The following is a 21004-nucleotide window of genomic DNA, read 5'->3' as shown; positions in this document are numbered from 1 at the left end:
GGTTCAATGGCATCCACAAGCAAGCGCCTATCGGCCCGCAAGCCAAGCGCCACAAGCTTCCCGGCCATTTTTGCCGCTAATTCGACCCCGCTTTGCGCCGCTAATTTCAGACATAACAAAACAGCTCTTTACCGCTTTACCGATTCTTCGGACGCCCCTTGCCGATATCTTCGATACGCACGATCCCGTGCCCCTCGGCAGTCGTACGCGGCACGGCCTTCCACGCGTGGCCGTAGACCACCTCGAACGTCAGGGCAATCGTGCCGTCCGCGCGCCGGCGCGCCTCCAGCGCGTCGCCGAGCGCCGCGCGAAAGCGCCGCGTCGCGCGCTGCGGCGCCGCGCGCTCGAACGGATAGGCGCCCCAGCGGCGCACGTCGGCCAGCAGGGAATCGGGTGTCTTGTAGGTGACGGTGAGGACTTCCTGGTCCATCACCGGGATCTCGAAGCCGCTCTCGACGAGCATGTCGCCGAGATCGTGCATGTCGACGAAATCGATGACGCGCGGTGCGGGCGGCGCGATGCCGAGCGCGGCTTCGGTGTCCGCGCAGGCGGCGCGCAGCTCGCGCAGCGTGTCGGGGCCGAACGTGCTGAACATCAGCAGGCCGTTCACGCACAGCACGCGCTGCCATTCGGGGAACACCGCATCGGGACGCGAATGCCAGTGAAGCGCGAGATTCGACCAGATCAGGTCGAACGCGCCGGCCGCGAACGGCAGCATCGAGAAGTCGGCCTGCGCAACGCGCGGGCCGCGCTGGCCCAGCGCCCGGCCGAGCGAGGCCGGCAGCCAGCGGCGCCAGTTCGTCTGCTCGACCTCGCGCTGACCCGCCTGCGCGAGCATCGCGCCGGACAGGTCGACGCCGAACACCGGGGCCTCGGGAAAGCGCGCGCGCAGTGCCGGCAGGTCGTCGCCCGGCCCGCAGCCCGCATCGAGCACGGCCGCCGGGCTCACCTTGATGTACTCGAGGCGTTCGTTCATCCGCTGCGCGATCTCGCGCGGCAGGAATGCGACTGCGTCGAACGAGGCGGCACGGCGATCGAAGATCCGCCGCAAACGCCGGGCGTCATTGGCCGGACGGCCGGTTGAAGTCGAAGCTGAGGACATGTCGGGCACACTGGCGAAGAGCCCGAAGTATACTCGCTCGCCTCGCAGCCTTCATCGAGGCGGGCCATCCGGAGTGTTCCCGATGGATCGCAGTTCCGCTCCGCATGCGATGCGCGTCGTTTTGTCGCAGGCCGGTGTGTTGCTTGCACGCATCGTCGCGCACGCGTTGCCGAACCAATGCGCGCTGTGCGGCAATTTGTCACGCAGCGTGATTTGCGCCGCCTGCGATGCCGCGTACTGGAATGAAGCGCGCTTGCGGTGCGACGTCTGCGCCGTGCCGCTGGGCACCGCGCGGCCGGGTTCGCACGCGGCGGATTACCGGTGCGACGCGTGCCGCGCGACGCCGCCGCCGTTCGACGCGACGTTCGCGCTCGCCGATTACAGTGCGCCGCTCGACGGACTCGCACGCGGCCTGAAGTTTCACGCGCGGCTCGCGCTCGGCGCGGAATTCGCGGCCCGGCTCGCGCAGCGGATCGACGATACGAACGCCATGCAGTGCGCCGGCGGCTTCGACGTCGTCGCGCCGGTGCCGCTGTCGCACGGGCGGCTTGTCGCGCGCGGCTACAACCAGGCGTGGGCGATCGCGCGTCCGCTCGCGCACCGGCTCGGCGTGCGCGCCGATGCGACGCTGCTCGCACGCGTGACCGAAACCGCGCCGCAGTCGCGGCTCGACCGGCGCGCGCGGCGGAACAACATGGTCGCGGCGTTTGCGGTGGCCAGCGACGTCGCCCGTCGCCACGTGGCGCTCGTCGACGACGTGATGACGTCCGGCGCGACGCTCGTAGCGGCCGCGCACGCATTGAAGGCCGCGGGCGCCGCGCGCGTGACGAATCTGGTTGCGCTGCGCACCGCCAGGGATTAATTAGATAGAGAGGCCGGCCGCCGCGAACGCGGCCACGGCCGTCACGAACCGGCCGGCCGGGAAGGAATGCACGTCATTCCGTCCCGGCCGGCCCAGCCAGACCCAACCATGTTCAACGTCGTCCTCGTCGCTCCCGAAATTCCGCCGAACACCGGCAACGTGATCCGCCTGTGCGCCAACACCGGCGCGCGCCTGCATCTGATCGAGCCGCTCGGCTTTCCGCTCGACGACGCGAAGATGCGCCGCGCCGGGCTCGACTATCACGAATATGCGGAAATGCGCGTGCACCGCGACTGGGACGCCTTCGTCGCGGCCGAAACGCCCGATCCCGCGCGGATGTTCGCGTTCACGACCCGCGGCTCGGGCCGCTTCCACGATCACGCGTTCGTGCCGGGCGACTGGTTCGTGTTCGGTTCGGAGACGCGCGGGCTCCCTGCCGACGTGCTCGAGCGCTTTCCGAACGAGCAGCGCGTGCGCCTGCCGATGCGGCCGGGCAACCGCAGCCTGAACCTGTCGAACACGGTCGCGGTGGTCGTGTTCGAAGCGTGGCGCCAGGCCGGCTTCGAAGGCGGCGCCTGACGCCGCAACGGCTCGCGCACCGCGCGGCCTGCCCCGCCAGGGCCTGTTCACGCTAATAACGGGTTTGCGCTGGCCACCAGAAGGGCCGAGCGCAAGGATTGCGACGAAGCGAATACTCGACGTATTCGCGAGGAGCATGACGCGGCGATCGGCCCTTCTGGTGGCCAGCCCCACGAATGAATTTTCCCAAACAGGGGAACGTGCCTTTCCGCCCGCATGGCGGCGTCGTTCGTCGTTGCAATAGCTACGGCTATTGCGCCTCCTCTCTCCTTGCCATACGGGCGGAAAGGCGCGTTCGCAAGCCCGTTATTAGCGTGAACAGGCCCTAGCTGCGCGCGAGCCGCGCGCGATACAGGTCGTAGATGTCGGAGGAAAAGCACGCGAACACCACGCGTGCGAGATTCGGCGCCTGCGGCAACGTTTCCACGACCGTGCCGACCGCGATGTCGACGGCCTCGGCGGCCGGATAGCGGTAGATGCCGCAACTGATCGCGGGAAACGCGATCGACGTCGCCGCGACGTCCTCGGCCAGTTCGAGCGCGCGCCGGTAGCACGACGCGAGCAACTCGGGCTCGCCGCGCCCGCCGCCGTACCACACGGGGCCGACCGCATGAATCACGTAGCGCGCCGGCAGCCGGTGGCCGCGCGTGAGCTTCGCGTCGCCGGTGTCGCAGCCGCCCAGCGTGCGGCACTCGGCCAGCAGGCCGGGGCCGGCCGCGCGATGGATCGCGCCGTCGACACCGCCGCCGCCCAGCAGCGAGCCGTTCGCGGCATTGACGATCGCGTCGACGTCGAGCGTCGTGATGTCGACGACTTGCGCGTCGAACGTGGTGGAACCGATCTGCAGCATGACACCCTCCCGAAACGCCGGAGACGGTTCAAGCGTAGTGCGCTTTGGCGCCGCGCGCATTGCGCGGGCGCGTGCGGCGCCGGCAAATCGGCGTTATTCGGCGCGCGCGTCGCGCCGCAGCAGGCCGCTGACCGCATCGCGCGGCGCCACGCCGTCGAACAGCACGCCGCACACGGCTTCGGTGATCGGCATTTCGATCGCTTGCGCGCGCGCGAGCGCGAGCACGGCCTGCGCGCAGCGCACGCCTTCGGCCACATGGCCGAGCGCGCCGAGGATGTCGTTCAGCGAGCGGCCTGCCGCGAGTTGCAGGCCGACCGTACGATTGCGCGACAGGTCGCCCGTCGCGGTAAGGATCAGGTCGCCGAGGCCCGTGAGCCCGGTGAAGGTTTCCGCGCGGCCGCCGAGCGCGACGCCAAGGCGCGACATTTCGGCGAGGCCGCGCGTCACCAGCGCGGCGCGCGCGTTCAGCCCGAGCCCGAGGCCGTCGGCGATGCCGGTTGCGATCGCGAGCACGTTCTTGACCGCGCCGCCGACCTCGACACCGACCACGTCGTCGCCCGTATAGATCCGCATCGCGCCATGATGGAACGCGGCGAGCGTGCGCTCGCGGCATTCGGCGGACGCGCTCGCGACCGTCAGCGCGACCGGCAGCGCGAGCCCGACTTCACGGGCGAAGCTCGGCCCCGACAGCACGCCGTTGCTGTGCTGCCCGGGCAACTCCGCCGCGATCACCTGATGCGGCAGCAGGTGCGTGTCGGCCTCGAAGCCCTTGCAGACCCACACGACGTGCGCGGGCGCGCAGCCCGCGTCGCGCATCGCACCGAACAGCGTGCGCAGCCCGGCCACGGGCGCGGCGATCACGCACAGCGCGTCGTCCGCGGCGCCGTGCGCGAGCGCGACGTCGAGATCGGCGTCGTAGCGCAGCGCATCGGGCAGCGCGATGCCGTCCAGATAGCGGGAATTTTCGTGCCGGGCCTGCAGCCCGGCGATCAGCGCGGCGTCGCGCGCCCAGAGAAGCGTATCGTGCCGCGCGGCCAAATGGCCCGCGAGCGCGGTGCCCCAGGCACCGGCGCCGAGAACGGCTACTTTCATACCCAGCACCGGTCCGGAGTGAAACGTCAGTTCAGCGTCGTGCCGTTCGGCGCGCCTGCTGCGCCGGCCTGCTCCTGAAGCTGCGCGAGACGTTGCTCGTACAGCGCCTGGAAGTTGATTTCCGCCAGGTGGATCGGCGGGAAGCCCGCACGCGTGATCGCGTCGGCGATGTTCGAGCGCAGGTACGGGAACAGGATCGTCGGGCAAGCGATGCCGACGAGCGGGTCGAGCTGTTCGTCGGGAATGTTGCGAATGTCGAAAATGCCGGCCTGCTTCGCTTCGATCAGGAACGCGACCTTGTCCTTCACCTTCGCGGTGACGGTACCCGACACGACGACTTCGAACACGCTTTCGGCAAGGCGCTCGGCCTTGACGTCGACTTCGACTTCAACCGACGGCATGTCCTGCTCGAGGAAGATCGCCGGCGAATTCGGCTGCTCGAGCGACATATCCTTCAGGTAGACGCGCTGGATGTTGAAGAACGGTTGGTTTTCGACGTCGGACATGGTGTTTCCCTAAAAGTGGTGACGGGGCGGCCCGGCTTCACGCCGGCCGCCCCGGTTGAATCCTGCGCGCTCAGCCGCAGCGCGGCCGGCGGCCATTCTGCCCTAATCAGGCCGCTTGCAGAAGCGGCAGCAGGCCGCCTTCGCGGTCGAGCTTCGACAGATCGTCGTAGCCGCCGACGTGCGTGTCGCCGATATAGATCTGCGGCACCGTGCGACGGCCCGTGCGCGTCATCATTTCCTCACGGCGGGCCGGATCGCGGTCGATCAGCACCTTTTCGATCTGCTCGACGCCGCGCAGCTTCAGCAGGCGCTCGGCCTGAATGCAATACGGACACACCTGCGTGCTGTACATCAAAACCTTGCTCACTTCGCCACTCCTTGTTTGACGACCGGCATCCCGGCCTGCTGCCAGGCGGCGACGCCGCCCTCGAGCACGTGTACCTCGGCATAGCCTGCCGCCTCGACCTCGCGCGCCGCCTTCTGCGACTGCTGGCCGTTCTGGCAGACGAGCAGCACGGGGGTGCTCTTGTTCTTTGCGACCTGCGCAATTTTCGCGCCGATCTCGCTGGCGGCGACCTGACGCGCCGACGGCAGGTGGCCGGCAGCGAAGTCGGACGCGGCACGCACGTCGATCACGACCGCGTTGCGGCGATTGATGAGCTGCGTTGCCTCTGCAGCCGACAGGCCACCGCGGCCGCGGCGCAGGACGGGCCATGCAAGCAGACCGCCGGAAACCACCAGGATCGCGATAAGGGCCAGGTTGGTGTAATTGGTAAAGAACGTCACGGAATTCCGCCGGAAAAAGAGAAATCGGAAAAGGACAATCCTGCCATTATAAAATAACCGTCTTGCGCGATGGCGGGCCCCGAACCGGGCACCGTGCGACGCGCCCCGCTTCCCTATCACTACCGACCGCAAGATCCATGTACAAACTCGTTCTCATCCGCCACGGCGAATCGACGTGGAACAAGGAAAACCGCTTCACCGGCTGGGTCGACGTCGACCTGACCGAACAGGGTCGCAACGAGGCCTACCAGGCCGGCGAATTGCTCAAGGAGGCCGGCTACACGTTCGACATCGCGTACACGTCGGTGCTCAAGCGCGCGATCCGCACGCTGTGGCACGTGCAGGACCGGATGGATCTGATGTATCTGCCGGTCGTCCACTCGTGGCGCCTGAACGAGCGCCATTACGGCGCGCTGTCGGGCCTGAACAAGGCGGAAACGGCCGCCAAGTTCGGCGACGACCAGGTGCTCGTGTGGCGCCGCAGCTACGATACGCCGCCGCCCGCGCTCGAGCCGACCGACGAACGCGCGCCGTTCAACGACCCGCGCTATGCGAAGGTGCCGCGCGAGCAACTGCCGCTGACCGAGTGCCTGAAGGACACGGTCGCGCGCGTGCTGCCGCTGTGGAACGAGTCGATCGCACCGGCCGTCCGTGCCGGCAAGCAGGTGCTGATCGCCGCGCACGGCAACTCGCTGCGCGCGCTGATCAAGTACCTCGACGGCATCTCGGACAGCGACATCGTCGGCCTGAACATCCCGAACGGCGTGCCGCTCGTGTATGAACTCGACGAGAACCTGAAGCCGATCAAGCACTACTACCTCGGCGACCAGGACGCGATCGCGCAGGCGCAGGCCGCCGTCGCGAAACAGGGCAAGGCGGGCTGACGCCCGTCGGGCAGGGCCGGGCCGCCTTCGGTGCGTCCGGCCCTGCCCGGCCTTTCCGGTGCGCGGCGCGAACCTTCGCGGCTCCGATGCTGTCGAATCCGCTTTCGAACCCGTCGCGCGTCCGGCGGCACCCTGCCGGGGCCCGAAGCCCGGGGCACGCGACCTTTTCGCACCGTTGCACTGAGTAATCGGACGAACAGTTATACTTGTCCGCTACATCCCCGCTACCGCCACGCGCTTCCCGACCGCACCAGATCTCTATGCGAATGAAATTGAAGAACATCGGCCTGATTGCCGCGGGCCTCGCCACGGGCGTATTCGCCACGCTGCAGGTTTCGGCATCGGCAGAGCAGAACGCCACGGCCCCGCTTCCCCTCGACCAGCTTCGCCTGTTCGCTGAAGTGTTCGGCCAGATCAAGCGCGAGTACGTCGAGCCGGTCGACGACAAGAAGCTGCTGACGGCGGCGATCAAGGGCATGGTGTCGAGCCTCGACCCGCACTCGTCGTTCCTCGACAAGACCGACTACGATGAACTGCAGGAGCAGACGAAGGGTCGCTTCGCGGGTCTGGGCATCGAGATCTCGCAGGAAGACGGCCTCGTCAAGGTGATCTCGCCGATCGAGGACACCCCCGCGTTCCGCGCCGGCATCCGTCCGGGCGACCTGATCACCCGCATCAACGACAAGCCGGTGCGCGGCATGACGCTCGACAAGGCCGTCAAGCAGATGCGCGGCGAGCCGGGCACCAAGGTCACGCTGACGATCTTCCGCAAGAGCGACGACCGCACGTTCCCGGTCACGGTCACGCGCGCGATCATCAAGGTCCAGAGCGTGAAGATGAAGATGCTCGACCCGGGTTACGCGTACATCCGGATCACGAGCTTCCAGGAGCGCACGACGCCCGATCTGGCCGCGAAGCTGCAGGACATCGCACGCCAGCAGCCGAACCTGAAGGGCCTGATCGTCGACCTGCGCAACAACGGCGGCGGCCTGCTGCAGAGCGCAGTCGGCGTCGCCGGCGCGTTCCTGCCGCCCGACTCCGTCGTCGTGTCGACCAACGGCCAGATCCCGGATTCGAAGCAGGTCTACCGCGACACCTACGACAACTATCGCCTGCCGTCCTTCGACGGCGATCCGCTGAAGAACCTGCCGCCGGTCTTCAAGACCGTGCCGATGATCGTGCTGACGAACGCGTATTCGGCGTCCGCGTCGGAAATCGTCGCCGGTGCGCTGCAGGATTCGAAGCGCGCGCTGATCATGGGCAAGACGACGTTCGGCAAGGGTTCGGTGCAGACGGTCCGCCCGATGACGGCCGACACCGCACTGCGCCTGACGACCGCGTACTACTACACGCCGAGCGGCCGTTCGATCCAGAACAAGGGCATCACGCCTGACGTGCCGGTCGATCAGTACGCGGACGGCGATCCGGACGACGTGCTCGTGACGCGTGAAGTCGATTACTCGAACCACCTCGCGAACACGCAGGATCCGAACGAGAAGAAGGAACAGGAAGAGCGCGAGCAGCGCCGGATGGATCAGCTGCGCATCCTCGAAGAGCAGAACGACAAGAAGACGCCGGAGCAACGCCAGAAGGACCGCGATCGCAAGCCGATCGAGTTCGGCAGCGCCGACGACTTCATGATGCAGCAGGCGCTCAACAAGCTCGAAGGCAAGCCGGTGCAGGAATCGAAGTCGCTGCTCGCCGAGAGCACGACGAAGAGCCCGGCAGCCAAGGCCGCGTCCGCCGCGAAGGCGTCGGGCGCAAAGGCCGTCGCACCGAAGCCCGCGTCGGCACCGCAGTAAGCGCCGGCCGGCATCCGACGGGCCATCGCGGGAAGACCGCGATGGCCCGTTTTTCATGCGCGCCTAGAATAGCCAGCAGGTCCGCCTCGCCCACGACTTCCCCATGAACGACGATCAACTCCTTCGCTACTCCCGTCACATCCTCGTCGACGAAATCGGCATCGAGGCGCAGCAGCGCTTCCTCGACGCGCATGCGATCGTCGTCGGCGCCGGCGGCCTCGGCTCGCCGGCCGCGATGTATCTCGCGGCGTCCGGCGTCGGCACGATCACGCTGGTCGATGCCGACACGGTCGACCTCACGAACCTGCAGCGGCAGATCCTGCATGTGACGGCCTCGGTCGGCCGCAGCAAGGTCGAATCGGGACGCGACGCGCTCGCGCAACTGAATCCCGAGGTGATGGTGCACGCGGTCGCGGCGCGCGTCGACGATGCCTGGCTCGATGAACACGTGCCGCGCGCGAGCGTCGTGCTCGACTGCACCGACAACTTCGCGACGCGCCACGCGATCAACCGCGCGTGCGTCGCGCACGGCGTGCCGCTCGTGTCGGGCGCCGCGCTGCGCTTCGACGGCCAGATCAGCACGTTCGATTTCCGCGACCCGAGCGCGCCCTGCTACGCGTGCGTGTTTCCGGAGGACCAGCCGTTCGAGGAAGTCGCGTGCTCGACGATGGGCGTGTTCGCGCCGACGGTCGGGATCATCGGTGCGATGCAGGCCGCCGAAGCGCTGCGCGTGATCGGCGGAATCGGCACGACGCTCAACGGCCGGCTGATGATGCTCGATTCGCTGCGGATGGAATGGACGACGATGAAGATCGCGCGCCAGGCCGACTGCCCGGTGTGCGGCGGTCGGCACTGACACGCGTCGGATGCATGCGCCGGGCGGCGCATGCGTGACGTTTCGCGACGATTTCGCGACGATGGTTTCGCGGCGCGGCCTGCGCCGCTGCCGCTCAGGCGGCCGCGTCGGCGCGCGGCTCGGCAACCGCCAGGCGCTTGAGCGCCGCCTGCACTTCTTCCGGCTCGAACGCGGCGAGCACGTCGGCCGTCGGCTTCTCGAGCGCCTTCAGGTGCGCGCGCAGGATCTCCTGCTTCACCACCAGCAACTGGCTCGGATGCATCGAGAACTCGGTGAGTCCCATCCCGAGCAGCAGGCGCGTGAGCGCCGGATCGCCCGCCATCTCCCCGCACACCGACACCGACACGCCCGCGCGCTTCGCTTCGCGCAGCGTATAGGCGATCAGGTGCAGCACCGCCGGATGCAGCGGGTCGTACAGGTGCGCGACCGCGTTGTCCGCGCGGTCGATCGCGAGCGTGTACTGGATCAGGTCGTTCGTGCCGATCGACAGGAAATCGACCCGTTTCAGGAACAGCGGCAGCGCGATCGCGGCAGCCGGGATCTCGATCATCGCGCCGACCCGCACGTTCGGGTCGTATGCGAGCCCCGCGTCGTCGAGCTGGCGCTTCGCCTCGCGAATCAGGTCGAGCGTCTGGTCGATCTCCTGCGCATGCGCGAGCATCGGGATCAGGATCTTCACCTGCCCGAACGCGGACGCGCGCAGGATCGCGCGCAACTGCGTGAGGAACATCTGCGGCTCGGACAGGCTCCAGCGGATCGCGCGCAGCCCGAGCGCCGGGTTCGGTGCCGTCTCGTAGCCTTCGTCGAGCGCCTCGAGCGGCTTGTCCGCGCCGACGTCGATCGTGCGGATCGTCACCGGCATGCCCTTCATCCACTCGACCGCACGCTTGTACGCGGCGAACTGCTCCTCTTCCTCGGGCATCTCCTTCTGATGCATGAACAGGAACTCCGAGCGGAACAGCCCGACACCGACCGCACCGGCCTCGACCGCCGCCTTCGCGTCGTCGGGCAGCTCGATGTTCGCGTACAGCTCGATCTTGGTGCCGCACAACGTCTGCGTCGGCGAGAACTTCAGGCGCTGCAGCTTGCGCTGCTCCAGCAGTTTCTCGGACTGGCGGTACGAATACTCCTCGAGGACGATCGGCGCCGGATCGACGATCACGATGCCCTGATCGCCGTCGACGATGATCAGGTCGTCCTGGCGGATCAGCGCGCTCGCGTGCTGCACGCCGACCGCGGCCGGAATGCCGAGGCTGCGCGCCACGATCGCCGTGTGCGACGTGCGGCCGCCGAGATCGGTGACGAACGCCTGGAACGACTGCGACTTGAACTGCATCATGTCGGCCGGCGCGATGTCGTGCGCGACGACGATCATCTCGTTCGTGCCGTTCTTGGCCGCGCGATCGAGCGCCTGCGACGCGGACGGCGCACCGGCGAGCGCCTTCAGCACGCGCTCGACCACCTGCTCGATGTCGGCCTTGCGCTCGCGCAGGTATTCGTCCTCGATGTCGTCGAAGTGGCGCGTGAGCAGTTCGAGCTGCTCGGTCAGCGCCCATTCGACGTTGTAGCGCCGCGTGCGGATCAGGTCGATGGTTTCCTGCACGAGCATCGCGTCGCTCAGGATCATCGCGTGCACGTCGATGAACGCACCCACTTCGGTCGGGGTGTCGTCGGTCAGGTCGGCGCGCAGCGCTTCGAGTTCGTGATGCACGGTGTCGAGCGCCGTGCGGAAACGCTCGACCTCGGCATCGATCTGGTTCGCTTCGATCAGGTAATGGGCGACGTCGAGCGCCGCCGGCGCGATCAGGTACGCTCGCCCGATCGCGATACCACGTGAGACGGGAATGCCATGCAGCGTGAAGGACACGCGCACCTCCTCTGTACATGTAAAGCCGCGGCACACTGCTGCGATGCGCTTATGACCCCGGTTAGCGATTATAAATTCCGTCCCTTCATGCTGACTGCATGCAGCGCAGCATTACGCTTTACGTATCAATGCTTCAGACGAAAAAAATGCCGCGAAAAACGCGGCATTCCGATTCGAAACGGTAGTGATCCCGCGTGGAATCACTGACCTTCGCCGAACTTGTCCGCGATCAGCTTCAGCAGGGCGTCCATCGCTTCGCGTTCGTCCGGCCCCTCGGTCTCGATCGTCACCGTACTGCCGATGCCCGCCGCGAGCATCATCACGCCCATGATGCTCTTCGCATTGATCTTGCGCCCGTTGCGCGTCATCCAGACTTCCGACTGGAAGTTGCCGGCCAGTTGCGTAAGCTTGGCCGATGCGCGTGCATGGAGCCCCAATTTGTTGACGATGGTGGTTTCTTGTTGAAGCATGATTCTCGGTCGGGTCGGTCGAGGCCGCCGGCGACGGGCGTCGGCGGGTCAGTCTAAAACGGAAAACGGGACGGTCAGTGCGATTCGGTGCGCGGTTGCGGCTCGGGCGGAATCGGCGCGCACTGGCCGCAGCCGGTTTCCGACGGCGGCGGCGGCGTACCGGACGACACCTCGTGGACGCCCTTCGCGCCGCCGGACAGCGCCTTGTCGACGAGCTTGTCGAGCGGCACCGTGCGGTAGCAGACGGCCCGCACCAGCATCGGCAGGTTCACGCCTGCCAGCACGCGCACGTTCTCGAGCTTCGCCAGCTGCCCCGCGATATTCGCGGGCGTCGCGCCGTACATGTCGGTCAGCACGACCACGCCGTTCTCTTCCCTGAGCCGCGCGAGCTCCGCGTGCGCGAACGCCATCACCTGGGTGGGGTCGCTGTCCGCCATCACGTCGATACAGCCGATGCGGGCGGGCACGCCGCCGTAGATGTGCGCGATACAGTCCCGCAGCGCGGTGGCGAGCGGGGCATGCGCGATGATCAGAATCCCGGCCATGTCAGACCGCTCCCGGCCGCCCCTGGCGGGCCGATACCCCGCGACGGGGCAATGAGCGTAGCGAGTGTGGGAAACGTTTCATGTTCAGCCTTGCAACGGTTTCGGCCCGACCGCCGGGCCTTCGGCGCGCTGGTCGCGGCACCGGGCAAGCGGGCATTGTAGCAGGCCGGTCGAACCGCTCCGGCGACGGGGGACCTGCGCGGCCGCCGCCGGGGTTGCGCGGAAAACGGGCTACGCGGCCGCCCGCTCCAGCGCGTCGATGAACATCGCGGCGACGTCGAAACCCGTCTGCTCCATGATTTCACGGAAACACGTCGGGCTCGTCACGTTCACCTCGGTCAGCCAGTCGCCGATCGCGTCGAGGCCGACCAGCAGCAACCCGCGCGCAGCAAGCACGGGGCCGAGCGTCTCGGCGATCTCGCGATCGCGCGGCGTGAGCGGCTGTGCGACGCCGAGGCCGCCCGCCGCGAGATTACCGCGCACCTCGCTGCCTTGCGGAATCCGCGCGAGCGAATACGGCACCGGCTCGCCGCCGATCAGCAGGATGCGCTTGTCGCCGGCCTTGATCTCGGGAATGAACTTCTGCGCCATCACCGAACGCGTGCCGTCGTGGCTCAGCATCTCGACGATCGAGCCGAGGTTCATGCCGTCCGGCTTCACGCGGAACACGCCCATCCCGCCCATGCCGTCGAGCGGCTTCAGGATCACGTCGCCATGCTCGGCGTGGAAGGCACGCAGCCGCTTCGCGTCGCGCGTGACCAGGGTCGGCGCGACGAACTGCGGAAACTCGCCGATCGCGAGCTTCTCCGAGTGATCGCGGATCGACTGCGCCTTGTTGAACACGCGTGCGCCGGCACGCTCGGCCAGCTCGAGCAGCCACGTCGACGTCACGTATTCCATGTCGAACGGCGGATCCTTGCGCATCAGCACGGCGCCGAACGATTCGAGACGGCGCGCATCGACCGGGCCCGCGTCGAACCAGGTCTCGCGATGCAGGTCGTCCAGCTCGCCGACGAACGTGATGCGCCGCACGTCGGCCTCGACGGCCGAGCCCGTCCACGCGAGGTGAGCCGGCTCGCACGCGTACACCGCATGCCCGCGCCGCGCGGCCTCGGCCATCATCGCGTAGGTCGAATCCTTGTAGATCTTGAAGCGCTCGAGCGGGTCGGCGATAAAGAGAATGTCCATGCGGGTCCTGTACGTAGCGAAGCCGTTACACCTGGATGGCTTCGGGATCGGTCTTTTCCAGTTCGATCGCCGACGCGATCAGCGACAGCCGTGCGACGACGCCGTACATGTAGAAACGGTTCGGCGGCGCGGCGCCCGGCTTCGCGCCGGCATCCGGCAGCGCGGTGTGCTCGAAGCCGAGCGGCACGTAGTGCATGCCGGGGGCGTTCAGGTTCTGGTCGCGCTCGCGGCCGCCGTGCGTGCGGTAGAAGCCGCCGACCACGTAGCGGTCGATCATGTACACGACGGGCTCCGCGACTTCGTCGCCGACGCGCTCGAACGTATAGACGCCTTCCTGCACGATCACGTCGCGCACCGCGAGGCCGGCCTTCGACTCGGCCATCTGCGCGCGCTCGGCCTTCGACATGCGGCCGATCTCGGCCGCGTCGTGCACGGTCATCACGCCGCGCCCGGCGGTGCCCGCGTCGGCCTTCACGACGACGTACGGCTTTTCGCTGATCCCGTATTCGCGATACTTGCGCGCGATCTTCTTCAGCACGCCGTCGATCGCGTCGGCGAGCGCCTGCTCGCCTTCATGCGCCTGCCAGTCGACGCCTTCGACGTGCGCGAAATACGGATTCACCATCCACGGATCGACGCCGACCATCTTCGCGAACTTCTTCGCGACGTCGTCGTAGCACGAGAAGTGCGTCGACTTGCGACGCACGGCCCAGCCCGCGTGCAGCGGCGGCAGCAGATACTGCTCATGCAGGTTTTCCAGCACGGCCGGGATGCCTGCCGACAGGTCGTTGTTCAGCAGGATCGAACACGGATCGAAATTCTTCAGGCCGAGACGGCGCTGCGAACGCTCGAGCGGCTCGAGCACGATCTTCTGGCCGTCGGCCAGCGTGATCGGCGTCATGTCGGTGATGCTCGGGTCGAGCGAGCCGAAGCGCACGTTCAGGCCGGCCTGACGCATGATCGTCGCAAGCCGTGCGACGTTTTCCAGGTAGAACGCGTTGCGGGTCGGCAGCTCGGGAATCACGAGCAGGTTCTTCGCGTCCGGGCAGATCTTCTCGATCGCGGCCATCGCGGCCTGGACGGCGAGCGGCAGCACTTCGGACGGCAGATTATTGAACGCGCCGGGGAACAGGTTCGCGTCGACGGGCGCCAGCTTGAAGCCGGCGTTGCGCAGGTCCACCGAACAATAGAACGGCGGGGTGTGTTCCTGCCATTCGAGCCTGAACCAGCGTTCGATCGCAGGCGTCGCGTCGAGGATCTTCTGCTCGAGTTCGAGCAGCGGACCGTTCAACGCGGTAACGAGGTGGGGAACCATGAATCACTCGCGAGCGGGAGAATGAAGATTGTAGAGCAATTGCCTTGCCCATTTGGGGATTGTTCCCGGCTTCACAAGGGTTTGGAGGAAGTTTTCGGCTATTGACCCGATAGGTCGAAGGGTTATGCGCTGCGACAGCAGCCGGCAGGAGAAAAAAAGCCCGCCGGGTGGGCGGGCCGAAATCGCTGCGCTCATTCGGAGCGGGCGCCGTCGTCGCGGCGGCCCGCCGTTCATCCTTATGACTTATTCGACATGCTCGCCGTGCAGCACCACGTCGAGACCTTCGCGCTCTTCCTCTTCGGTCACGCGCAGGCCGATCGTCAGGTCGATCAGTTTCAGCAGCACGAAGCTCAGCACGCCGCTGTACACCAGCGTGATCAGCACGCCCTTCGCCTGCAGCAGCAGGCTGCCGTCGGCGCCGCCGATATCCTTGACCGCGAAGACACCCGTCAGCAACGCGCCGAGGATCCCGCCGATGCCGTGCACGCCGAACGCGTCGAGCGAATCATCGTAGCCGAGCTTCGACTTGAGCCACGTCGCCGACCAGAAGCACACGACGCCGGCCGCGATGCCGATCACGAGTGCGCCCGTCACGCCGACGAAACCCGCGGCCGGCGTGATCGCGACGAGGCCCGCGACCGCACCCGACACGATGCCGAGCACCGACGGCTTGCCGTGCGCCACCCACTCGGCGAACATCCAGCCGAGCGCCGCGCAGGCCGTGGCCACTTGCGTCGTCAGCATCGCGAAGCCGGCACGGCCGTCTGCCGCGACCGCGGAACCCGCGTTGAAGCCGAACCAGCCGACCCACAGCATCGAGCCGCCGATCATCGTCAGCACCAGGTTGTGCGGCGCCATCGATTCGCGGCCGAAGCCGACGCGCTTGCCGAGCATCAGGCACGACACGAGGCCCGCGATACCGGCGTTGATGTGCACCACGGTGCCGCCCGCGAAGTCGAGCACGCCGTCCGACGACAGCCAGCCGGTCGGCTCCCACACCATGTGCGCGATCGGCACGTAGACCAGCAGCGACCAGAGCGTCATGAACACGAGCATCGCCGAGAACTTCATCCGGTCCGCGAACGCGCCGCAGATCAGGGCCGGCGTGATGATCGCGAACGTCATCTGGTAGACGAAGTAGACCGATTCCGGAATCGTCGGCGCCAGGTGGCTGACGGTCAGCGTGGTCGCCTTGTCGCCCTTGATGTAGGTCATCCCGTGCAGGAACACGCGCGACAGCCCGCCGATGAAGCCGTTGCCCGGCGTAAACGCGAGGCTGTAGCCGATCACCGTCCACAGCACCGTGATCAGCGCGGTGATCGCGAAGCTCTGCATCACGGTGGCCAGCACGTTCTTCTTGCGGACCATGCCCGCGTAGAACAGCGCGAGGCCGGGGATCGTCATGAACAGCACGAGCGCGGTGGACGTAAGCATCCACGCGGTATCGCCGGCGCTGATCTTCGACGAATCGACGGAGAACGGCGCGGTCGGCGCGGCGGGGGCAGCCGATGCGTCGGCGGCGCCCGAAGCGGGTGCGGCGGCGGCAGCGGCTGGTGCCGAAGCGTCCGTGGCGGCCGGCGCCGAAGCGGCAGGCGCGGCGGCAGCGGATGCATCGGGCGCCGTGGCGGCGGGCGCGGACGCAACCGCGGCGGACGCCGCGTCGTCGGCGAGCGCGGAGCCGACGCCGGCCGCGATCAGCGAGCCGGCCATCAGCAGGGACATCAGAAGTTTGCGCATCTCGGGTTTCCTCTTGTCGCTTGTCTTTGTCTGTTACAGCGCGTCCGCGCCTGTCTCCCCGGTGCGGATCCGGATCACCTGCTCGATCGGCGTGACGAAGATCTTCCCGTCGCCGATCTTGCCGGTGCGTGCGGCCCGCTCGATCGCCTCGACCGCCTGGTCGACGAGATCCTCGGACACGGCCGCCTCGATCTTCATCTTCGGCAGGAAATCGACCACGTATTCGGCGCCCCGGTACAGCTCGGTGTGCCCCTTCTGGCGCCCGAACCCCTTCACCTCCGTCACGGTGATGCCCGAGACGCCGAGCGCGGAGAGCGCTTCGCGCGTCTCATCGAGCTTGAACGGCTTGATGATTGCGGTAATCAGTTTCATGAAGTCCTCTCGCTGGGATGTCCCGTCGACCTGGTTGGAATGCTGTAACGGTTCTCTTCTCAGCAACTCGCATGCCAAGTTCGCGAGAGCGCCGTCTCGAACGGCCTGGAAGCGGGGTCGCATCGCACGCTGAAAGGCGCGCGAGCCCGGCCGAACGGCCAATGTGGGCCAGGTTTGCTGGCGCGGCGAAAGGATCGTTGCTAGAGTGCACGCACGTCCCGAATCACCGGGCCATTCACCCATGCGGGCGCCATGCCCGGAATTCGCGCCATCGGCGCACCATTTCCGGTCATGCGTGCATCATGGGCACGTATGCAACTGAAGATGCACATTTTTTGTGCAAGGAAGGGTAATCACATGAAGCAACCCAGCGACGTTTTCAACGACCTGCAGTCGCGCGTCAGCGACCTGCTGAAAAATTCGCCGGCCAAGGATGTCGAGCGCAACGTGAAGGCCATGCTGTCGCAAGGCTTCTCGAAACTCGATCTCGTCACGCGCGAGGAGTTCGACACGCAGGCCCAGGTGCTCGCCCGCACCCGCGTGCGTCTCGAGGAACTCGAGAAGCGCGTCGCGGAACTCGAGCAGAAGCTCGCCGCGCCGCAAGCCTGACGCCCCACCCGGCCGCAAGGTCCGGGGGCGGGCCGCCTCGTGCGGCCCGCCCCCGCCGCCCCCGAAGCACTGAAGTACGGAAGTCGTCCCCGCTCTTCGTCGTCCGTCGTTCTCCGCAGTCCCCCGCTCTTCGCTGTCCGTCGCTCTTCGCTGTCCGTCGCTCTTCGCTGTCCGTCGCTCTTCGCTGTCCGTCGTTCCGCAGTCCCTCGTTCTTTCCTCGCGCCACGCCGGCAAGCGCGCACCGATTCTCCGATTCCCGCGGCATGCGGCCCCGAACGGCCGTCGCCCGTCCGTCTTGCTTACAGGAGCCTCGCCATGTCGCTCGCCGTGGTGCGCAGTCGCGCGCCCGCCTCCGGCCGCGCGCCGGACGTCACCGTCGAAGTCCATCTCGCCAACGGGTTGCCGTCGTTCTCGATCGTCGGCCTGCCCGATCTCGAAGTCCGCGAAAGCCGCGAGCGCGTCCGTGCCGCGCTGCAGAACTGCGGCTTCGAATTCCCCGTGCGGCGCATTACCGTCAATCTCGCGCCGGCCGACCTGCCGAAAGAGTCGGGGCGGTTCGACCTGCCGATCGCGCTCGGCATCCTCGCCGCGAACGGCCAGATCCCGGCCGACACGCTGGCCTGCCGCGAATTCGCCGGCGAGCTGTCGCTGACGGGCGCATTGCGGCCCATGCGCGGCGCGTTCGCGATGGCGTGCGGGGTGGCGCGGGACTGGCAGGCCGCGGAGAGCGGCGCGGCTTCCGGTTTGCGCGCCGGCACACTTTCCGATTCGGGCAACGGTGGCGGGTGGCCTGGTCCGGGTTCGAGCGACGCCACCCCGTCGAGCGCCCCCGAGCTGTACCTGCCGCTCGCCAGCGCCGCCGAGGCCGCGCTCGTGCCGGGCGTCACCGTGTTCGGTGCGCCGGACCTGCCCGCGCTGTGCGCGCACCTCGCCGGTGCGCCTGACGGGCGGCTCACGCCAGTCGCGGCGCCGTGCCTCGACGGCCTGCCGATGCCGGCCGCCCCTGATCTCGCCGATGTGGTCGGCCAGCGCGGCGCCCGCCGCGCGCTGGAAGTCGCGGCCGCGGGCGGCCATCACATGCTGATGGTCGGGCCGCCGGGGGCCGGCAAGTCGATGCTGGCCGCACGGCTGCCGGGCCTCCTGCCGCCGCTGACCGACGACGAGGCGCTGACCTCGGCCGCGCTCCTCTCGGCGAGCCGCCTTGGCTTCTCGCCCGCGCAGTGGCGCCGGCGGCCGTTCCGCGCACCGCATCACTCGTCGAGCGCCGCCGCGCTGGTCGGCGGCCGCAACCCGCCGCAACCGGGTGAGATCACGCTCGCGCACCTCGGCGTGCTGTTCCTCGACGAACTACCGGAATTCGACCGGCACGTGCTCGAAATGCTGCGCGAGCCGCTGGAGGCCGGCCGCATCACGATCTCGCGCGCGGCGCAGCAAGCCGACTTCCCCGCCGCGTGCCAGCTGATCGCCGCGATGAACCCCTGCCCGTGCGGCTGGCACGGCGATCCGTCCGGACGCTGCCGCTGCTCGCCGGACGTCGCCGCGCGCTACCTGCGCAAGCTGTCGGGGCCGCTCGTCGACCGCATCGACATCCAGATCGACCTGCCCGCGCTGTCGCCGGCCGAGCTGGCGACGCGCGCGTCGGCGCCCGGCGAGCCGAGCGCCGCGGTGGCGGCGCGGGTCGCGCAGGCGCGTGCGCTGCAACTCCAGCGGCAGGGCAAGACGAATCACATGCTGAGCGGCCGCGAGACCGATGATCTGTGCCGACCGACCGACGACGGCGAGCGGCTGCTGCGCGAGGCCGGCGAGCGCTTCGGCTGGTCGGCACGCGCGTATTACCGCGTGCTGAAAGTCGCGCGGACGATCGCCGACCTGGCCGGCGACCCGGTGCCGACAGCCGCGCAGATCGCCGAAGCGATCCGCTACCGGCGCGCGCTTACGGCACTGTAAACGCCCTCGGAGGACAAAATTAGACTGTCAAGACTTGACTTATGCACAATTCCACGAATCCGGCCCCGGATTGACTCGCGCGGGCGCCCTCTCGTTGCGGAATTACTATCCCTTTGTTTTTATTGGTCTTTCTCAAACGGTGCGCGAGCTGTCAAATGTACCGAAAGGCCGTCCGGCATGGCTTTGCGGCGAATTCGGCAGACTTTTCAACAAAGTTATCCACATGCGCTGTGGATAGCCGAAAAATCCCCGCAAAATCCGGCGATTAGCGTCGAAAGCTGCGAATGAACTTTCAATTGTCACAGAGTGTCTGAGCGCCCTCGCCGGCCGGTATCAGTCGAGTTTGAACGAGCCGAAAAACTGGTCGAGCTGCTCCTGCGCGAGTGGCCCGTCGGCGATCACGACGGCCTGGTACGCGTGACGGCCGCGCGCGACGAACCGCGCGATGATCGTCTTGCGCGTATGGTCGCCGCCGCTGGCTGCGCCGGCAATGCGCAGCTCGAGCCCGTTCACCGTGCCGCCGGCCGCGAGCGGCACGGGCACCGATGCGGTCTGCGGCGTGCCTTCGAGATTGCGCGACAGCCCCGCCTGCAGGAAGTCGAGCGCCGCGCGGCGCGTCTCGTCGCGGTCGTCCGGCAGCGTCAGCGTGCCAACCGCGAACACGGCGCCGTCGACGTGCGAGGCCTGCATCCGCATCGGCATCGACGCGCCGCCCACCGCCACCGGCTGGTTCTCGACGGTCGGCTTCGCCGGCAAGTCGATCGTGTAGCCGGCATCGTTGTGCAGCGTACGCCAGTCATATGACGGCGAGCACGCAGCCAGCGCCGCGCTCACGCACGCGAGCGCGGCGAAGTGTCGCAGCGGACGAAAAAGGGGACGCAACGATTCGAGGACTTCCTTCGGCATGGCAGTGATGGGGACAGGCAAAACGCCCATTATCCGCTGAACCTGACGGTCGGGATGTGTGGCGGCCACCGATGCACGGGCCGCATTCGCGCTAAAATAAGCGCCGAATTTCGACGTCCTTTGCATCGACCCGCGTCATCGACCGACTCCGAGAGCACCGCAGATGAACACCACGCCTCCCGCCCAGCGCCGCACCGGCCCCGTCCGCTATATCGTCGCGGCCGTCATCGTCGCGGCCATCGCCGTTGCCGGCTTCCTCGCGTTCAACGGCAAGTCCACCGCGCCGGACGCCACGTTCACGCTGCTGTCTGGCCAGAAGGTGTCGACGGCCGGCGACCTGAAGGGCAAGGTCTACCTCGTGAACTTCTGGGCGACGAGCTGCGCGACCTGCATGCAGGAAATGCCGCAGATGGTCGATACCTATAATCGCTTCAAGGGCCAGGGGCTGGAATTCGTCGCGGTCGCGATGAATTACGACTCGCCGATGTACGTCGCGAACTATGCGCAGACGCGCCAGTTGCCGTTCAAGGTCGCACTCGACGACGGCAGCGTCGCGAAGCAGTTCGGCAACGTGCAGCTCACGCCGACGACCTTCGTCGTCGACAAGGACGGCAAGATCCTGAAGCGCTACGTCGGCGCACCGCAATTCGCGGAACTCGACGCGCTGCTCAAGAAGGCGCTCGACAGCAACGCGGCCTGAGCGCCGCCCGACACGGCTCGCAGGGCCCA

At 67.5% G+C, this 21004-nt stretch carries 21 protein-coding genes and 2 pseudogenes; 9 read left to right on the top strand and 14 right to left on the bottom strand.

The genetic code is table 11. The annotated features are described in order from the left end of the window. Positions 1–136: 136 nt before the first annotated feature. The gene (locus tag BX604_RS09445; RefSeq protein ID WP_098550510.1) at positions 137–1102 is read right to left on the bottom strand and encodes a methyltransferase domain-containing protein; all 966 of its coding nucleotides are present in this window, start codon (positions 1100–1102) and stop codon (positions 137–139) included. A gap of 82 nt (positions 1103–1184) precedes the next feature. Between BX604_RS09445 and BX604_RS09440 the strand changes: the two genes are divergently transcribed. Beyond that, positions 1185–1964 (top strand): ComF family protein, encoded by a 780-nt coding sequence (locus BX604_RS09440; protein WP_098550509.1) that lies wholly within the window; start codon positions 1185–1187, stop codon positions 1962–1964. A 108-nt stretch (positions 1965–2072) separates the two neighbouring features. Continuing rightward, positions 2073–2543 (top strand): tRNA (uridine(34)/cytosine(34)/5-carboxymethylaminomethyluridine(34)-2'-O)-methyltransferase TrmL, encoded by a 471-nt coding sequence (gene trmL, locus BX604_RS09435; protein ID WP_098550508.1) that lies wholly within the window; start codon positions 2073–2075, stop codon positions 2541–2543. Between the two features lie 325 nt (positions 2544–2868). Here the strand turns inward: trmL and BX604_RS09430 are convergent, their stop codons facing one another. From BX604_RS09430 to BX604_RS09410, 5 genes are all read right to left on the bottom strand, one after another. Further along, positions 2869–3393, bottom strand: coding sequence for an O-acetyl-ADP-ribose deacetylase (locus tag BX604_RS09430; RefSeq protein WP_098550507.1), 525 nt, complete (start codon positions 3391–3393; stop codon positions 2869–2871). 93 nt (positions 3394–3486) lie between these two features. Beyond that, positions 3487–4485 (bottom strand): NAD(P)H-dependent glycerol-3-phosphate dehydrogenase, encoded by a 999-nt coding sequence (locus tag BX604_RS09425; RefSeq protein ID WP_098550506.1) that lies wholly within the window; start codon positions 4483–4485, stop codon positions 3487–3489. A 26-nt stretch (positions 4486–4511) separates the two neighbouring features. After that, positions 4512–4991 carry a protein-export chaperone SecB gene (gene secB / locus BX604_RS09420; RefSeq protein ID WP_098550505.1) on the bottom strand — a complete coding sequence of 160 codons (480 nt, stop codon included), beginning with the start codon at positions 4989–4991 and terminating at the stop codon, positions 4512–4514. Between the two features lie 106 nt (positions 4992–5097). Next, entirely contained in the window at positions 5098–5358 is a 261-nt protein-coding gene (gene grxC / locus BX604_RS09415; RefSeq protein ID WP_012364773.1) for a glutaredoxin 3, read from the bottom strand. Beyond that, on the bottom strand, positions 5355–5777 hold the full coding sequence (locus BX604_RS09410; protein ID WP_098550504.1) for a rhodanese-like domain-containing protein: 423 nt from the start codon (positions 5775–5777) through the stop codon (positions 5355–5357). Before BX604_RS09410 ends, grxC begins: the two co-directional genes overlap by 4 nt. Positions 5778–5914: 137 nt before the next feature. Here BX604_RS09410 and gpmA point away from each other — a divergent pair, with 137 nt between their 5' ends. The 3 genes from gpmA (at position 5915) to BX604_RS09395 (ending at position 9319) form a co-directional block, all read left to right on the top strand. Then, a complete protein-coding gene (gene gpmA / locus BX604_RS09405) occupies positions 5915–6661 on the top strand; it encodes a 2,3-diphosphoglycerate-dependent phosphoglycerate mutase (protein WP_021164239.1) in 747 nt (248 codons plus the stop codon). 260 nt (positions 6662–6921) lie between these two features. Beyond that, on the top strand, positions 6922–8463 hold the full coding sequence (locus BX604_RS09400) for a S41 family peptidase (RefSeq protein ID WP_098550503.1): 1542 nt from the start codon (positions 6922–6924) through the stop codon (positions 8461–8463). A gap of 103 nt (positions 8464–8566) precedes the next feature. Next, the gene (locus tag BX604_RS09395) at positions 8567–9319 is read left to right on the top strand and encodes a HesA/MoeB/ThiF family protein (RefSeq protein ID WP_098550502.1); all 753 of its coding nucleotides are present in this window, start codon (positions 8567–8569) and stop codon (positions 9317–9319) included. 94 nt (positions 9320–9413) lie between these two features. Here BX604_RS09395 and ptsP read toward each other — a convergent pair whose 3' ends face one another. The 7 genes from ptsP to BX604_RS09360 form a co-directional block, all read right to left on the bottom strand. Beyond that, positions 9414–11186 (bottom strand): phosphoenolpyruvate--protein phosphotransferase, encoded by a 1773-nt coding sequence (gene ptsP, locus BX604_RS09390; protein ID WP_098552797.1) that lies wholly within the window; start codon positions 11184–11186, stop codon positions 9414–9416. A 200-nt stretch (positions 11187–11386) separates the two neighbouring features. Then, positions 11387–11656, bottom strand: a complete 270-nt coding sequence (locus BX604_RS09385) for an HPr family phosphocarrier protein (protein WP_006477716.1) — start codon at positions 11654–11656, stop codon at positions 11387–11389. A gap of 74 nt (positions 11657–11730) precedes the next feature. Then, positions 11731–12201 carry a PTS sugar transporter subunit IIA gene (locus BX604_RS09380; protein ID WP_098550501.1) on the bottom strand — a complete coding sequence of 157 codons (471 nt, stop codon included), beginning with the start codon at positions 12199–12201 and terminating at the stop codon, positions 11731–11733. Positions 12202–12432: 231 nt separating this feature from the next. Next, positions 12433–13389 (bottom strand): glutathione synthase, encoded by a 957-nt coding sequence (gene gshB / locus BX604_RS09375; protein ID WP_098550500.1) that lies wholly within the window; start codon positions 13387–13389, stop codon positions 12433–12435. 25 nt (positions 13390–13414) lie between these two features. Continuing rightward, positions 13415–14704, bottom strand: a complete 1290-nt coding sequence (gshA, locus tag BX604_RS09370) for a glutamate--cysteine ligase (protein ID WP_098550499.1) — start codon at positions 14702–14704, stop codon at positions 13415–13417. Between the two features lie 243 nt (positions 14705–14947). Then, the gene (locus BX604_RS09365) at positions 14948–16441 is read right to left on the bottom strand and encodes an ammonium transporter (RefSeq protein WP_098550498.1); all 1494 of its coding nucleotides are present in this window, start codon (positions 16439–16441) and stop codon (positions 14948–14950) included. Between the two features lie 33 nt (positions 16442–16474). Then, complete coding sequence (locus BX604_RS09360; RefSeq protein ID WP_098550497.1) at positions 16475–16813, bottom strand: P-II family nitrogen regulator; 339 nt, start codon at positions 16811–16813, stop codon at positions 16475–16477. Between the two features lie 357 nt (positions 16814–17170). Between BX604_RS09360 and BX604_RS09355 the strand changes: the two genes are divergently transcribed. The 3 genes and pseudogenes from BX604_RS09355 to BX604_RS09350 form a co-directional block, all read left to right on the top strand. Then, complete coding sequence (locus BX604_RS09355; protein ID WP_006489451.1) at positions 17171–17422, top strand: accessory factor UbiK family protein; 252 nt, start codon at positions 17171–17173, stop codon at positions 17420–17422. A 315-nt stretch (positions 17423–17737) separates the two neighbouring features. Continuing rightward, positions 17738–18143: pseudogene (locus tag BX604_RS39975) on the top strand (magnesium chelatase domain-containing protein); the annotation flags it as partial. Between the two features lie 89 nt (positions 18144–18232). Beyond that, positions 18233–19369: pseudogene (locus BX604_RS09350) on the top strand (YifB family Mg chelatase-like AAA ATPase); the annotation flags it as partial. Positions 19370–19702: 333 nt separating this feature from the next. On the opposite strand, the gene BX604_RS09345 reads toward BX604_RS09350, so the two are convergent. Continuing rightward, positions 19703–20275 (bottom strand): hypothetical protein, encoded by a 573-nt coding sequence (locus BX604_RS09345; protein WP_098550495.1) that lies wholly within the window; start codon positions 20273–20275, stop codon positions 19703–19705. Between the two features lie 163 nt (positions 20276–20438). On the opposite strand from BX604_RS09345, the gene BX604_RS09340 reads away from it, so the two are divergent. After that, a complete protein-coding gene (locus BX604_RS09340) occupies positions 20439–20975 on the top strand; it encodes a peroxiredoxin family protein (RefSeq protein ID WP_098550494.1) in 537 nt (178 codons plus the stop codon). The last annotated feature ends 29 nt before the right edge of the window (positions 20976–21004 follow it).

Origin of the sequence: Burkholderia sp. JKS000303 (assembly GCF_002563755.1) — a bacterium.
GTDB classification, from domain to species: domain Bacteria; phylum Pseudomonadota; class Gammaproteobacteria; order Burkholderiales; family Burkholderiaceae; genus Burkholderia; species Burkholderia anthina_B.
This window is presented reverse-complemented; position numbering and strand designations above follow the sequence as displayed.